This window comes from Sphingobium sp. (genome assembly GCF_035511395.1).
Taxonomy (GTDB): domain Bacteria; phylum Pseudomonadota; class Alphaproteobacteria; order Sphingomonadales; family Sphingomonadaceae; genus Sphingobium.
This window is the reverse complement of sequence record NZ_DATKFP010000202.1, coordinates 1-13,640: the sequence shown is the minus strand read 5'-3', so window position 1 is coordinate 13,640 and position 13,640 is coordinate 1. Positions and strand designations below refer to the sequence as shown.

The 13,640-nt window shown below is 62.7% G+C and carries 13 protein-coding genes and 1 pseudogene; 7 read left to right on the top strand and 7 right to left on the bottom strand.

Going from position 1 to position 13,640, the window contains the following annotated elements:
• The first annotated feature begins 28 nt into the window (after positions 1-28).
• Positions 29-2,080 (top strand): 3-hydroxyacyl-CoA dehydrogenase NAD-binding domain-containing protein, encoded by a 2,052-nt coding sequence (locus tag VMR39_RS14005; RefSeq protein WP_325416604.1) that lies wholly within the window; start codon positions 29-31, stop codon positions 2,078-2,080.
• A gap of 36 nt (positions 2,081-2,116) precedes the next feature.
• Here the strand turns inward: VMR39_RS14005 and VMR39_RS14000 are convergent, their stop codons facing one another.
• The 3 genes from VMR39_RS14000 to VMR39_RS13990 form a co-directional block, all read right to left on the bottom strand.
• Positions 2,117-3,313, bottom strand: a complete 1,197-nt coding sequence (locus VMR39_RS14000) for an acetyl-CoA C-acetyltransferase (protein WP_325416603.1) — start codon at positions 3,311-3,313, stop codon at positions 2,117-2,119.
• Positions 3,314-3,416: 103 nt separating this feature from the next.
• Complete coding sequence (locus VMR39_RS13995; RefSeq protein WP_325416602.1) at positions 3,417-4,667, bottom strand: acetyl-CoA hydrolase/transferase C-terminal domain-containing protein; 1,251 nt, start codon at positions 4,665-4,667, stop codon at positions 3,417-3,419.
• A complete protein-coding gene (locus VMR39_RS13990) occupies positions 4,657-5,478 on the bottom strand; it encodes an NAD(P)-dependent oxidoreductase (protein ID WP_325416601.1) in 822 nt (273 codons plus the stop codon). The genes VMR39_RS13995 and VMR39_RS13990 overlap by 11 nt, the downstream gene beginning before the upstream one ends.
• 190 nt (positions 5,479-5,668) lie before the next feature.
• Between VMR39_RS13990 and VMR39_RS13985 the strand changes: the two genes are divergently transcribed.
• Positions 5,669-7,051 carry a phosphotransferase family protein gene (locus tag VMR39_RS13985; RefSeq protein WP_325416600.1) on the top strand — a complete coding sequence of 461 codons (1,383 nt, stop codon included), beginning with the start codon at positions 5,669-5,671 and terminating at the stop codon, positions 7,049-7,051.
• Between the two features lie 79 nt (positions 7,052-7,130).
• On the opposite strand, the gene VMR39_RS13980 is transcribed toward VMR39_RS13985, so the two are convergent.
• Positions 7,131-8,624, bottom strand: a complete 1,494-nt coding sequence (locus VMR39_RS13980; protein ID WP_325416599.1) for a class I adenylate-forming enzyme family protein — start codon at positions 8,622-8,624, stop codon at positions 7,131-7,133.
• 18 nt (positions 8,625-8,642) lie between these two features.
• Complete coding sequence (locus VMR39_RS13975; protein ID WP_325416598.1) at positions 8,643-8,942, bottom strand: hypothetical protein; 300 nt, start codon at positions 8,940-8,942, stop codon at positions 8,643-8,645.
• A 232-nt stretch (positions 8,943-9,174) separates the two neighbouring features.
• On the opposite strand from VMR39_RS13975, the gene VMR39_RS13970 reads away from it, so the two are divergent.
• From VMR39_RS13970 to VMR39_RS13965, 3 genes are read left to right on the top strand one after another with little or no spacing between them, the layout of a single operon-like run.
• On the top strand, positions 9,175-10,161 hold the full coding sequence (locus VMR39_RS13970) for an SDR family NAD(P)-dependent oxidoreductase (RefSeq protein WP_325416597.1): 987 nt from the start codon (positions 9,175-9,177) through the stop codon (positions 10,159-10,161).
• A 1-nt stretch (position 10,162) separates the two neighbouring features.
• Positions 10,163-10,384, top strand: coding sequence for an SDR family NAD(P)-dependent oxidoreductase (locus VMR39_RS30490; protein ID WP_414712515.1), 222 nt, complete (start codon positions 10,163-10,165; stop codon positions 10,382-10,384).
• A 39-nt stretch (positions 10,385-10,423) separates the two neighbouring features.
• Positions 10,424-10,621, top strand: coding sequence for a hypothetical protein (locus VMR39_RS13965; protein ID WP_325416596.1), 198 nt, complete (start codon positions 10,424-10,426; stop codon positions 10,619-10,621).
• Positions 10,622-10,652: 31 nt separating this feature from the next.
• Here VMR39_RS13965 and VMR39_RS13960 read toward each other — a convergent pair whose 3' ends face one another.
• Together VMR39_RS13960 and VMR39_RS13955 are read right to left on the bottom strand one after the other, a co-directional pair.
• Positions 10,653-11,099, bottom strand: a complete 447-nt coding sequence (locus VMR39_RS13960) for a MaoC family dehydratase (protein WP_325416595.1) — start codon at positions 11,097-11,099, stop codon at positions 10,653-10,655.
• Positions 11,096-11,593: an FAS1-like dehydratase domain-containing protein gene (locus tag VMR39_RS13955; protein ID WP_325416594.1), complete on the bottom strand. Its 498-nt coding sequence runs from the start codon at positions 11,591-11,593 to the stop codon at positions 11,096-11,098. Before VMR39_RS13955 ends, VMR39_RS13960 begins: the two co-directional genes overlap by 4 nt.
• A gap of 166 nt (positions 11,594-11,759) precedes the next feature.
• On the opposite strand from VMR39_RS13955, the gene VMR39_RS13950 reads away from it, so the two are divergent.
• Positions 11,760-12,779, top strand: coding sequence for an aldo/keto reductase (locus tag VMR39_RS13950; protein WP_325416593.1), 1,020 nt, complete (start codon positions 11,760-11,762; stop codon positions 12,777-12,779).
• Between the two features lie 117 nt (positions 12,780-12,896).
• Positions 12,897-13,640 (top strand): annotated as a pseudogene (locus tag VMR39_RS13945) (hypothetical protein); the annotation flags it as partial.

Here is a 13,640-nt window from a genome sequence, read left to right as displayed (position 1 = left end):
GACGGTTGACGCCTCCATGGAGAATGCAATGACTGCCATCAACGAAGGTACAGACCTGACGCTGGAAGACGGCGTCGCAATCGTCACGCTCGACTTTCCACCGGTCAACGCCATGTCCCCGATGCTGACCAACGGATTGTACGACGCATTCATGGCGGCGTTGGCCGATCCGGCGGCCAAGGCGATCGTGCTGATCTGCGCCGGGCGGACCTTCATCGCCGGTGCCGACCTCAAGTCCATGGGCAAGGTTCCGCCCAAGGTCGATTTCTTCGAGTTGCAGGACGCGATCGAAAATTCGCCCAAGCCGACCATCGCTGCGATGCACGGCACGCCGCTGGGCGGCGGGCTCGAAACGGCGATGACGCTGCATTATCGCATCGCGACGCCGGATACCCATATGGGCCTGCCGGAAGTCAATCTCGGCCTGTTGCCGGGCGGCGGCGGCACGCAGCGGATGCCCCGCATCACCGGCGCGGAGGCGGCCCTCGACCTAATGCTCACCGGGCGGCAGGTTTCGGCGAAGGACGCACTGGCCGTTGGCCTCATCGACCGTATCGCATCGGATGGGGCCAGCTTGCGTGCCGACGCGATCGCCTTCGCCCGGCAATTGATCGATCAGGGCAATCCGCCGCAGCGGATCCGCGACCGGCAGGACAAGGTCGCCGCCGATCGCGCGGATCCGGGCCTGATGGACCGGCTCCATACGAAATGGGCGTCGAAAATGAAGGGACTGGACGCGCCCCAGGCGATCTTCCGCTGCGTTGCAGCGGCCGTGACGGAGTCCTGGGACAAGAGCATCGCCTTCGAACGGGCTGAGTTCCAGAAGGTTCTGACCGGGCCGCAATCGGCCGCGCTCCGCCACATGTTCATGGCCGAGCGCACGGCGGCGAAGATTCCCGGCCTTCCCGGCGATATCGCCTTACGCCCTGTCAGGACGGTCGCAGTGATCGGCGGCGGAACAATGGGGAGCGGGATAGCCGCCGCTTTTCTGGACGCAGGCTTCCTCGTCACCATGGTCGAAATGAACCAGGAGGCGCTGGATCACGGGGCCGCGACGGCCAAGAGCATCTTCACCTCCCGCGCCGAACGCGGCAAGCTGACGCAGGAGAACGCTGATGCACGTTGCGCCGCGCTGTCGACCTCGCTCGACCTAGCCTCGGCGGTGGCCGACGCCGATCTGGTGGTCGAGGCGGTGTTCGAGAATATGGTGGTGAAGAAGCAACTGTTCCGCGAGTTGTCCGCAACCGCCCGGCCGGACGCCATTCTCGCATCAAACACCAGCTTCCTCGACGTCAACGAGATCGCGTCCGCCGCTACGCATCCGGAGCGGGTGCTGGGCCTCCACTTCTTCTCGCCCGCCCATGTCATGCGGTTGCTGGAGATCGTGCAGGCGGAAAAAACAGCCGACGATGTTCTGGCCACCGCGATGAGCCTTGCGAAAAAGCTGCGCAAAACGGCGGTCGTTTCTGGCGTCTGCCATGGCTTCATCGGCAACCGCATGCTGACCCCGCGACAGGCGCAAGCCAACGCCATGCTGGCCGAAGGCGTGACACCGTGGGACATCGATGCTGCACTAATCGAATTTGGCTTCGCCATGGGACCGTTCCAGATGTTCGATCTTGCCGGTCTGGACATTGGCGAGAGCAAGCACGATCCGGTGCGCAGCGCACTGGTCGCGGCTGGGCGCAAGGGACAAAAGAACGGCCTTGGCTATTACGACTATTCCGCCGGGCGGCAGGGCAAACCTGACCTGGCGGCGCTCGACATCATCGAACAGGTAACGGGGGTGAAGCCCGGTGAGAAAAAGCTGGACGCGAAAGAGATTGTCGACCGCCTGCTTTTCCCGATGATCAATGAGGGCGCGAAGATCCTGGAGGAAGGAATCGCGCTGCGGGCATCGGATATCGATGTCGTTTATGTCGCTGGCTATGGCTGGCCGAGTCACAAAGGCGGACCGATGTTCCATGCTGATCGGACCGGCCTCGCTAAGGTGGTCGATGCGTTGCGGACGATGCCGGGAGTGACCGTCTCTCCCATGCTTGAAAAGCTGGCTGCGGAAGGCGGGAAGTTCAACGGTTGATGGTGGGAGCCGGCCTGTTGGCCGGCCCCATCAGGCTCAGGCCCGTTCAAACAAGGCCGCAATCCCTTGCCCACCGCCAATGCATAGTGTTTCCAACGCATAGCGACCCTTGCGGCGTTCCAGTTCATTCAGCATTGTCGCCATGATGCGCCCGCCGGTCGCGCCGATCGGATGGCCCAGCGATATGCCGCCGCCATTGACGTTAAGCTTGTCAGCATCATGCCAGCCCCACGCTTCGAGCACTGCCAGCACCTGGGCGGCGAAGGCTTCGTTCACCTCGACGAGATCCATCTGGTCGAGCGAGAGTCCTGTCTTCCTGAACAGTTTTTCCGTCGCGGGTACCGGGCCAATGCCCATGCGCGACGGATCGCACCCGGCGAGCGCCCAGTTAACGAAGAAGGCCAGGGGCTGAAGCTTCAGTTCATCAAGCAAATCCTCGGTAACAACAAGGCAGGCGGATGCCGCGTCATTTTGCTGGCTGCTGTTACCCGCCGTGGTCACGCCGCCGGCATGGACCGGGTGCAGCCTCGCCAACCCTTCCATGCTGCTATCACCGCGAATGCCCTCGTCACGGTCGAATATGATCGGATCGCCCTTGCGCTGAGGCACCGGGACAGGCACCAACTCATCGGCGAACCTGCTGTCGGCCCAAGCGGCGGCGGCGCGCTGCTGACTGCGCAGCGCATAGGCGTCCGCCTTCTCGCGCGTGATGTCATAATCCCTTGCCAGATTGTCGGCGGTTTCCATCATGCTCTGTATGACGCCGAAGCGCCATTCGGGCTGGGAGCGAACGCGGCCGCGCTCTAGCCGGTCATGCAGCGTGATGCTGCCCATGCGCGAACCCCAGCGCGAATGTGTCGAATAAAATTCGCAATTGCTCATCGATTCCACGCCACCCGCGATCACGACATCCGCCGCGCCGGTCTGGATCATCATCGCTGCGGTCGAAATCGCCATCAGGCCGCTGCCGCAGCGGCGTTCCATCTCCATGCCAGCCACGCTGGTCGGCAGCCCCGCATTGAGCGCGCACCAGCGCCCGAGCGCGGGTGCCTCACCGCTGCCATAGGCATGGCCGAACACGACATCGTCGATCCGTTCCGGATCGATGCCGGTCCGCTCCACGAGCGCTTTGATGATGATCGTGCCTAGATCTTCCATCTTCAGAGCCTTCAGCGCGCCGCCGAAGCTGCCAACGGCTGTGCGCAATGGCGAAACGATTGCTGCCCGTCTCACTGACCTTATCTCCTCTTTCGGCGTTCGCCGCAGGTCGGCGGCGATGTCCATGTAGGAAACCGCTACCGCGCAAACCGCATTGTTCCCAACATGAATGGGATGATTATCGAAAGCCGGCGCGTAGCCTTCTCCACTCGTCCGTCAGCGCATCGCGAAATTCGGGCGCGGCGATGCAGATCAGGGCTTCGGCACGCTGATCGATGCCCTTGTCACGCAATTCTGCCACACCCTGTTCCGTGATGACCGTATCGATATCGGATCGAGCGATACCGACGCTGGGCCTGTCCAGACGCGCGACAATACGCGAGAACATCCCACCTCTGGCGGTCGCAGGCAGCGCGATGATCGATCGGCCGCCCGGCGAAAAGATTGCCGCGCGCATGAAGTCGGGGCCACCGCCAACCCCGCTAGACAGTCTGGCCCCCTGCCATTCGACATTGACCTGCCCGAACAGATCGACCTCCAGCGCCGAATTGACGCTGGTAAGGCGTGGTACATTGGACAAGGCCGGAAGCCCGTGGGTTTCGATCGTGGTCGCGAAGCCGACAAGGTCCGACCGTGCCAAGTCGTCATAGAAGCCGTGCGACCCGTAGGCGATCCCTGCAAGATGCGGCACATCCTCCGCCAGTGCCCCGGCATCGGCCAGATCGCGCAGCCAGTCATTCGCCATGCCGGAACGCAGGACGATCCCCTTGTGTGCGCGCAGATGCTTCCAGACAGCGCCCGGCGCGCCACCGATCCCCGTTTGAAGATGCGCGCCGTCCGGCACCAGCGCGGCGACCCGCTCGGCGATCGCCTCCGCCTCTGCATTGGTGGCTGCCGGTGCCGCATAGACCAGCGGTCCATCCAGCGTAACCATCAGGTGAGCGTCCGCCGCACGCAGGGTCAAAGCCCGCGGTAGCCGCGGCATGGACGGGTTCACCACCAATATCCTGACGGCTGCCTGCGGCCAGACTAGCGGCGCGAAATCGCTGGCGATACCGAGCGAGCATAGGCCGGCCGCATCGGGCGGCGCGACATGCGCGATCGCGACATCGCATCGCGCGGCTTGAAGATGCTGCGCCGCCCCCCAATAAGTTCTTGGGATCAGCGTTACCCGGCCTTGGGTGAAGCTGTCCCGCGCGCAACCGGGCAACATGAAGGTCGTGAGGTTGCTATCCGGCGCAAGCCCGGCATAATCGACCGCCTCGTTCATGCCAGGGACCAGGCAAGAGAGAAAACATATTCCCGCTGCGCGTCCGGGATCGGCCTTCAACGCCTCCGCAAGCGCCAGCGATTCGCCGGTCGCACCGGGGACATAGATGGTCCGGCCGGGCTGGAATTCACGCCACAGGGCGTCAAGATCACTGGCCATCTGCTGCCTGTTTCAGTGCCGTCGCATGCAGATGCTCCAGCAAATCGCCGGTCAGCTCGATATAAGGCTGCATGGGCGCATCGGATGCGATGCAGTTTGCCAGCAGGCCCAGATCCTTGTCGAGAATGTTCGCGACGCGGGCGAGGCCATCGACCCCGACCCCGCTGAATATTTCGAAGCCATAGCTGCGCCCGCTACTGGCGTTGACGATCCGCGTCAGCGCCTCCGGACAGAGACCAAGTGCTTCACCCGTTCGCAACGCCGCCTGTGCGAGTCCCGCGTGGACCGCCATCAACGTATTGTTAATGAGCTTGGCCGCCTGCCCCGCCCCCGGTTCGCCGACGCGGACGACCAGCGAGCCATAGGCCCGGAAGAATGGCTCGCTCATCGCAAAGGCCGCCGGACTGGCACCGACCATGACTGTCAGCGTTCCGGCGTGGGCACCCGCATTGCCACCGCTGACCGGCGCGTCGATCAGCGTCAGGCCGCATTCCGCCGCTTCTACAGCGAGCGCGCGGCATGTGCCGGGATCAACGGTCGAATGCACGACGATCGTGCTGCCCGCCCGCATGTACGGCATGATCTCTTCGCATATCTCTCGCACGCCCGCATCGTCGAAGACGCATATGCCGATCCAGTCACACCGTTCAGCAAGCGTCCTGAGATCGGGTGCCCGTTTCGCCTGCATCCCGGCATAGGGTTCGAGCGTTTCGGGCCGCCGGGCCCATAGTGTGACGCTATACCCTGTTTCGAGCAGGCGCTGCGCAATCGGCCCACCCTGATCGCCCAGGCCGACAAATCCCAGTTCCATCGCCATCTCCATGCCTGTCGTTCAGCATTGCCTAGCTTTCCGGCACCGCACGATCATCGGGCAGAAGCAAAAGATCACACATCGGATACAGCGCGGGCAAACCACATATCCGCTCGATTGTCTCCGCCTCTGGCTGTCAATCATCGATTAGCCTAGCTGCTCGATTCAAAACGAGTGGCAGGAGGATCGCATGGGCGAAGTTGCGGGAATACCGGAAAATGTCCTTTCCGAAGAAGGACTGCCCAAGGTTATGGCATGGATCGAAGCGCATTTCGGCGGCACTGTCGTTTCCTGCACGCGTCAGGCGCGCTGGAGGCCGCTTTACTATGTCGATGTGGCACGGAACGGCGAGACGATCGGGCTGGTGGTGCGCGGCGACCGCATCGATTCAGTGCTGCTCTTCCCGCTGGAACATGAGATGCGCATCCAGTCGCTGATGCATGCGCATGGCATCAGCGTGCCGAAGGTACATGGCTGGATCGACGATCCGCGTTGCTACATCATGGACAGGGTTGGTGGTATTTTCGGCTTCGACAAAGAGACCCCCGAGCAGCGCCGCGCGGTCATGCGCGACTATATGAAGTTGCTGGCCGATCTGCACGCGCTGCCAGTCCAGTCGTTCAAGGATGCGGGCATCGCTCATGCAGACGATTCGGCTGAGGCGCATCTGATCGGTGCCCGCCTCATGGAAGATGTGCAATATCGCTCGACCAAACAGCGGCCCGATCCGTTCCTGGAATTCGTCCTTGCCTGGTTGCGCCGCAACCCGCCCAAAAACGTTCCGCGCGAGGCTGTGGTCACTTGGGACAGCGGGCAGTTCCATCAACAAGACGGTCGTTTCCTGGCGATGATCGACTTGGAACTGGGCCATATCGGCGATCCGATGATGGATCTGGCCGCCTTCCGAATGCGCGACACGGTTCTGCATTATGGCGACATTGCGCAGTTCTATGCCGATTATGAGGAATTTAGCGGCAGGCCGGTGGATCTGGATGCCATCAAGCGGCACCATCTCTTCTTCACCCTCTCCAACGCGCTGGCCTTCCATGTGTCGCTGGCGGCGCCGACGCCCGATTCGGATTACATGACAAACCAGCAATGGGTGAACGAAACAAACCTGTTCGCACTGGAAGCTCTAGCGGAAATACTGGACCTCGAATTGGCGCCGGTGGAGATGCCGGAACCGGAAGTCACGCAAGCGGCCATTCCATTCGAGCATATAGTGCGCAACCTGACCCGCATAGAAACCGGCGAAGTCTATTCGCAGCATCAGATCCGCATCCTGTTCCGTCTCGCCCGCCATCTGCAACGCTGGGACGAGGTCGGCCGGGCGATGGAACAGGCCACATTCGACGATGTCGAAGCGCTGACCGGCACGCGCCCCCGCGACTGGCAGGACAGCGAGAAGATGCTGGAGGATTTCGTGCTGGCCGATGACGGTACGCATGACCAGCAACTGATCCAACTCTTCAACCGCAAGCTGCGCCGCGCACAGTCGCTTAACGGGCCTGTCGGTTCGGCAATGGCGCGGCATAATCCGATCCAGCGTTTCGACGGAGGCGCACGGATTTGATCCTCGCCGAGCGAGGCGCAGCGTGGATTCTCTTCGCCCCCAGCGCAATCATGCTCGCACCATCAGGGCGGGCATGGGATCAGTCGAAGAAGGTCTTGACCTGCCGACGCAACAGCTTGCCCATCTCATTATAAGGCAACGCTTCGACGAAACGCACATGTTCCGGCACGCGCGAAGAACGAAGCCGGGCGCGGACCAGATCCCGCAAGACATCCTCCGTCATGTTCGCGGCGGCCTTTGGCACGATGGCAGCGGCCAGCGTTTCGCCCCATTCGACTGATGGCACGCCAACCACGGCCACATCCTCCACGCTGTCATGGGATAGGAGTACCGCCTCGACCTCACCGGGCGAGATATTCTCGCCACCGCGGACGATCACGTCGTCGATGCGTCCAGCCAGGAACAGAAAGCCATGGTCGTCGATGAAACCGGAATCCCGCGTGGGAAACCAGCCTTCCTCGTCGGTCAGCTTGCGCCCCTGATACTCGCCCGATACCTGCGGGCCGCGCACGAAAACCTCGCCCAGCGCATTGGGGCCAAGCGTGCTGCCATCCTCCCCGCGGATCTCGACTTCGACCGTCGGCAGCGGCTTGCCCACCGAATCCAGGCGGCGCGCGATCGTCGGGTCAGGGTGGTTGTGTGCCTCGCGATGATCGTCCGGGCCCAGCAGCGCGATGGTCGAACTGGTCTCGGTCAGCCCGTAGGCGTTGGTGAAGGCGACGTTCGGGAACAGCGCCAGCGCCCGTTCGACCACCGGCACCGGCATCTTGCCGCCGCCAAAGGCCAGCGCCCGCAACGCCGGCAGAGCGGGCGGCTCCCCGGCCTCATCGATATGCGCTATGATGCGGGTCAGCATGGTTGGCACGACGAAGGCGTTGGTCACCGACTGTTCGCTCGTTTGCCTGAGCCATTCGGCGGGAGAGAATTGCGGCAACTGCACAACACGGCGCATCGCATAGACGGAACTCAGGATCGCGGAGATACCGGCGATATGATAAGGCGGGACCGATACCAGCGTCGCCTCATCTTCATCAGCGGACGCGAAATCGACGGTGCCGAGCACATAGCCGAGCAGGTTCTGGTTGCGCAGCAGCGCGGCCTTGGGCTCTCCCGTGGTGCCGCTGGTGAAAAGCTGCACCGCAATCCCTTCCTCGTCCTGCGGCACGTCCCATTCGCCGGCATCGTCGCCTTCCGTCGCGTCCAGCAATTGCCGTGGCGTCATCAGCGTAGGGGCCGCCCCTTCGGGGATATTCGCCACCTTATCCTCGTCCGCGATCAGGAAGACGGGGAAGAGACGCTCGATCAACCGGTTGGTCTCTGGCACCGTCAGGCGATAGTTTAGCGGCACGAACGGCTTGCCCGCCATGGCGGCGCCAAACAGCGCGATCACCGTTGCCGGGTTGCTTTCCCCCAGATAGGAGACATAGGCAGCGCCGCTGTCCACAATGCGCCGGGCAGCCGCCTGCGCCGATGCATGGAGACGGCCGTAGCTGTAATGCACGCCATGATGGGTAAGCGCGACACGGTCCGGGAAGGTGTCCGCCGCCATCTGCAGAACCAGAGAAATATTCATGCTGTATCGCGCGTCCCGTTAGTCGGAAGAAGGAAGGGCCTTGGCCGCCTTCATCTCCAGGGCAACTCCGTCGATCGCCAGCGCGCCCTTGCCGGGCTTGATGCACAGCAGTTCGATCGCACCATCAGGTGTCTGGTAGCGCTTACCCATGGCGGTACCCGTCGCGAAGGCGGCATCGAGTTCGGCCGATGGGTCGGCGCGCACGATCGTCAACTCGCATCCCCCACAGGTCAGCGCCACGTCACCGCTGCCCTTGATGACCATCACATCGGTATCGCACACGGAACTGTGCAGCTTCATTCCCGCCTTCAGTTGCATCTCAACCACTTCCCATTGCGGCCTTCATGGCCGGATTGATTCGTTGACGCCCTATCGCTGGGGGTTCACGCGGAAAGAGCTACCCATCTTCCGATCTCACGACGAGACACCGGACACCATGCCGCACATCCGTGATGACATGCGGATGCGGCGACGCAGCGCTGGACCATGAAAGATTGTAGCATGACGTTCCCCCTATATCGAGATCAACGTCCCTGAACGGCGGGGCCTGATGGGCGTCGATGCCATAGGCGATGATCCGGGAGAACCCGAATATGGCTGGGACACCGCCTTGCCGCGTCCGGCGACGGGCCTCCAAGATTTTCTGAAGCAGTTATGGGCACAAGGCATCATAGAGGAGGAATTGACGATGATGACGGCGAACAACCGCCCCTGTGCGGTCATCACCGGCGGCGCAGGCCTGCTGGGCAAGGCCATGGCGTCCGCCTTCGCGGTGGAAGGCTTCGACATCCTGCTTGCGGATATTGACGGCCATCGGCTGGAGTTGGTTGCGGAAGGGCTGCGCGCGCGTGGAATTCAGGTGCTGACACAGGTCACCGATGTCGCGAGCGCCGCCGCGCTCGACGCACTACGCGACGCGGCACTGACGCAATTCGGCCGGGTCAACCGGCTCTGCCTCAACGCCGGATTGGCAATCCCCAAGCCGTTCGAGGCCCTCACGCGCGACGACTGGGACAAGGTTCTCGGCGTCCAGTTCCACGGCGTGCTGAACGGGATACTCTCCTTCCTGCCACAACTGATTGCGCAGGGCGAGAGTAGGAACGCCGTCGACCGCAACAGGCATATCATCATCGTTTCCTCCATGTCAGGCGTCGGGCGAGCCGACCTGCGCCCGATCAACGCGCCTTATGTCGTCGCGAAACATGCGACGGTGGGTCTGACGGAAGTCATGGCGCCCACGATGGAGCGCCATGGCATCGGTGTGTCCGTGCTATGTCCGGGCATGACGGTAGCGGACCCGACGGCAATGCAAGGCAAGATCTGGCCGATGGCAAGCGCCGCCTGGTACGAGAATAACCTGCTCGATGCCGATCAGGTCGCCGCCGAAATGATGGCGGGCATCGCGGAAAAACGACTCCATATCTTCCCCCACCGGCTGGGTAGGCAGGAGGTGATCGACCGGCATGCCCACCTGATGGCCGATTTCGACAGCGCCGAACGGACATCGCCGCCCATCACGACGCCTGCCGAAACTTAGCGTGCGGACCGGATCAGCGAGCGGCAAGGTCGCGATCGTAACGGGCGGGAGCGAAGGCATTGGTGAGGCCGTCGCTCAAAGACCTGCGGAGGACGGCTACCGAACCACCCTGGTGGTGCGGGGTGCTGGCAGGCTAGCTGCGCCTGCCGCGGCGAGCGGCACCAAGTCCATATCGGCAGATCTCACCCATCCGATTTCGGCGACAGGGTCGCGGCAACGATAGCGCGCTGTGGCCTTATCAACTTGGTCTTGCGTTGCGCCGGTGCAACGCGCTTCGGGTTCGGTGCTGGACCTGACGGATACGCAATGGGTCGCTGGTTTCGAGGTCGAGGTGCAGCCACGGCTGCATCGTCAATATCGGCGGCATCGGCGCCCGCACCCCGCGCGTGGCAACCGCGATGAGCGAGCCGCTCAGCGCCGCCTGCTGGCCATCGCCAAACTGTTGCGGATCAGGGCGTGACGGATGGCGTGCGCGCTCATGCGATCGATTCCTATCCGATCCTGCCCATAGAGGCAGAAGCGCCCGTAACAGCCGGGACGAGCGTCGTTTCGGCGGTCGTCACGATGGCCCCGCCCTCGTCGCGCGCCCAGAGGGTCAGGCGCGCGAGATCCTCCTCGACCGCCACGACCTCGCCACCGCATAGGAGCGTACCCGGATAGAAGGGCCGACGATAGCGTACCGAATAATCCGCGACGTGTCCGATTTCGGGCGGCACCCAGTCCGTAACCGCTCGAGTCATATGCGCAAAGACCAGCCAGCCATGGACGATCACGTCGGAATAGCCTGCGGCGATCATGAACGGATGGTCCCAATGCTGCGGTACATAATCGTCCGCCGCGCCCGCAAAGCGTATCAGGGCCGCACGGTCGATCACCACCGCCAGTTCAGGCAGCACGGCGCCGGACATAATGTCGCCAAAGGATCGTAAACTTGTCATGCCGCGCCGCCCGGATTGAAGCTGGCCATGCCCACCTCGACGGTTGCGACACAGCGCCCATGCTGGTTGGTCAGCGTCATAATGCCGGTTTGCAACAGCATGGATCCTTGGCGGCTGTCCTTCAGGGTTCTGGAGGCAAGCACTGCCTGCGCTTCGATCAGATCATCCGCTCTTATGGGTTCATGCTGCACCACGGAGTCGCTGCTATGCAGAAACATCCCATATTCCGGCGTTTCCGGGAAAACGCCTTCAAAGGCTTCATTGCCAAAGGTTCCGATATAGGTGGGCGGCGCGATCAATGCACCAAAAGGCCCCTCTTTCGCAGCTTTCTCATCCGTGTAGAAAGGGTTCGTCTGCCCCGTTGCGCGCGCATAGCGGATGAGCGCGCCAGCCTCGATCCGGCGGCGCACGAGCGGACCGCGCCGCTCCGTTCCGCCAATCACCAATGGCTCCTCCTTTCCGGACATCCGCTTCCCCCATGAAGGCAGCGGCATGGAGCCGCTCTTGCGTCCTTCATGAACCGAACCGGACGACCACGCCATGATCCCTGCGGGCCTTCACGACATGCATCGCATTGCTGATGAATTCCCCGCCTCCCATGGACGAAGCCATCGACGTCATGGCAGTCCGTTTCCGGTGAAATCATAACGGTGGGAAGAGATGCGCTACGCACGTCTGGGAAATAGCGGCCTTATCGTGTCGCGCATCGCCTTCGGCACGATGACCATGGGATCGGGCATGGCGGCGGCCCTCTCGAAGCTGGATGCAGGCGAATCCGACCGGCTGATCGGTCATGCGCTGAATGCGGGCGTCAATTTCTTCGACACGGCTAATGTCTATCACGCCGGCGAGTCGGAACGGATATTGGGCGCGGCGCTCCGCTCCCGCCGTCACGAAGCAGTGATCGCGACCAAGGTCGGCATGCGCATGAGCAAGCGGCTTGACGACAGCGGCCTTTCGGCGCGCCACATCAGCCAGTCGCTCGACGCCAGTCTGGAACGGCTCGGTACCGATCATGTCGACCTTCTCCTTTGTCATCGCGCCGATCCCACTACGCCGCTGGAGGAAACGCTCGCCGCGCTTGATCGCGTGGTGCGGGCGGGCAAAGTGCGCTATCTGGGCTTTTCCAATTGGCCTGCCTGGCTGGCGGCCAAGGCCGTCGCGCTTCAGAAAGCGAACGGCTTGGCGCCCTTCGTCACCGGGCAGATGTATTATTCGCTGGTCGGCCGCGATATCGAACATGACTATGTGCCTTTTGCCCTCGACGCGGGCGTGGGAACGATGGTGTGGAGCCCGCTTGCCGGTGGCTTCCTTTCGGGCAAATATAGCCGCGAAGACCCTTCGGGCGGTGGTGGCCGGGTGGCAACGTTCGATATCGTGCCCTTCGATCGCGATCGCGGTTACGCGATCATTGACGTGCTGCGCGCCATCGCAGGGGATCGGGACATGCCGGTCGCCGCGATCGCCCTCGCCTGGCTCACCGACCGGCCTGCAATATCCTCCGTCATCATCGGCTTTGCCAATGAAAGGCAGATGCGGCAGAATCTGGCAGCAGCCGACTTGGTCCTGACCAGCGAGGAACGCGCCCGGATCGAGGCCGTGGCGGCGGTTCCGTTACCCTATCCCCAATCCTTCTTGAACCGCTTTCAAAGCGATGCCGCCGCGAAGGCGCTTCAATAACCGCAAACCCGCGAATTTTCTATGCGGCCCCCAATCCGCTTGCGGTGTGACGCTCCAGACGACAACTATAAATTGACGATTATTCATTTTACCGCCGACACAAAAAAGAGAGGCCCTATGTCTTCAGCCGTCATCGTAGGCGCAGTACGCACCGCCGTCGCCACTTCCCGCAAGGGAAGCCTAGCCAACACCAGCGGAGAGAAGCTGGCCGCCGCCATTCTCCAGGCCGCCGTTGAACGATCCGGGATCGATCCTGCCTTGGTCGATGACGTAATCTTCGCCGAATCCATGTATGGCGGCGGCGCGCTGGCTCGTCATGCGGCAGTGGAGCTTGGCCTGTTTCAATCGGGGGGCATGGCGGTCAACCGCCATTGCGCCGGAAGTCTCAGTTCTGTGGGCGCCGCGGCGGCTCAGATCCTTTCGGGGATGGAGCGCGCCATCATCGCGGGCGGCGTGCAATCGGTATCGACCGGACCGGCCATGCGCTGGCGCGTGCCCGGCACGGATGAGGTCAAGGAATATTGGATGCCCCCAACGCATCCCGACAGCCCCGAAGCGCCCAATCTGGACATGTCGATCACCGTCGGCTGGAACACGGCGCAGGCTGCGAAGCTGACCCGCGAAGAGATGGATGCCTGGGCGCTGCGCTCCCACCAGCGTGCCGTCGCCGCCATAGATGCGGGCCATTTCAAGAACGAGATCGTGCCGGTCGAGGCATTGCAGGAAGACGGTTCGACCCGCATCTTCGATATGGACGAGCATCCGCGCCGCGACAGTTCAGCGGAAAAGCTGGCCAGTCTCAAGGTTCTGCATCCGGAGATCGAGGGCTTTTCGATTACGGCAGGCAATTCGAGCGGGGTG

What these genes read in the sequence shown, in the direction of transcription:
- VMR39_RS13955 (WP_325416594.1), bottom strand. Translation starts at nt 11,593, where the DNA reads ATGCCGCTGCCTTCATGGGGGAAGCGGATGTCCGGAAAGGAGGAGCCA.
- VMR39_RS13990 (WP_325416601.1), bottom strand. Translation starts at nt 5,478, where the DNA reads ATGGAACTGGGATTTGTCGGCCTGGGCGATCAGGGTGGGCCGATTGCG.
- VMR39_RS13985 (WP_325416600.1), top strand. Translation starts at nt 5,669, where the DNA reads ATGGGCGAAGTTGCGGGAATACCGGAAAATGTCCTTTCCGAAGAAGGA.
- VMR39_RS13975 (WP_325416598.1), bottom strand. Translation starts at nt 8,942, where the DNA reads ATGCAACTGAAGGCGGGAATGAAGCTGCACAGTTCCGTGTGCGATACC.
- VMR39_RS13960 (WP_325416595.1), bottom strand. Translation starts at nt 11,099, where the DNA reads ATGACAAGTTTACGATCCTTTGGCGACATTATGTCCGGCGCCGTGCTG.
- VMR39_RS13980 (WP_325416599.1), bottom strand. Translation starts at nt 8,624, where the DNA reads ATGAATATTTCTCTGGTTCTGCAGATGGCGGCGGACACCTTCCCGGAC.
- VMR39_RS13970 (WP_325416597.1), top strand. Translation starts at nt 9,175, where the DNA reads ATGGGCGTCGATGCCATAGGCGATGATCCGGGAGAACCCGAATATGGC.
- VMR39_RS14005 (WP_325416604.1), top strand. Translation starts at nt 29, where the DNA reads ATGACTGCCATCAACGAAGGTACAGACCTGACGCTGGAAGACGGCGTC.
- VMR39_RS13995 (WP_325416602.1), bottom strand. Translation starts at nt 4,667, where the DNA reads ATGGCCAGTGATCTTGACGCCCTGTGGCGTGAATTCCAGCCCGGCCGG.
- VMR39_RS13950 (WP_325416593.1), top strand. Translation starts at nt 11,760, where the DNA reads ATGCGCTACGCACGTCTGGGAAATAGCGGCCTTATCGTGTCGCGCATC.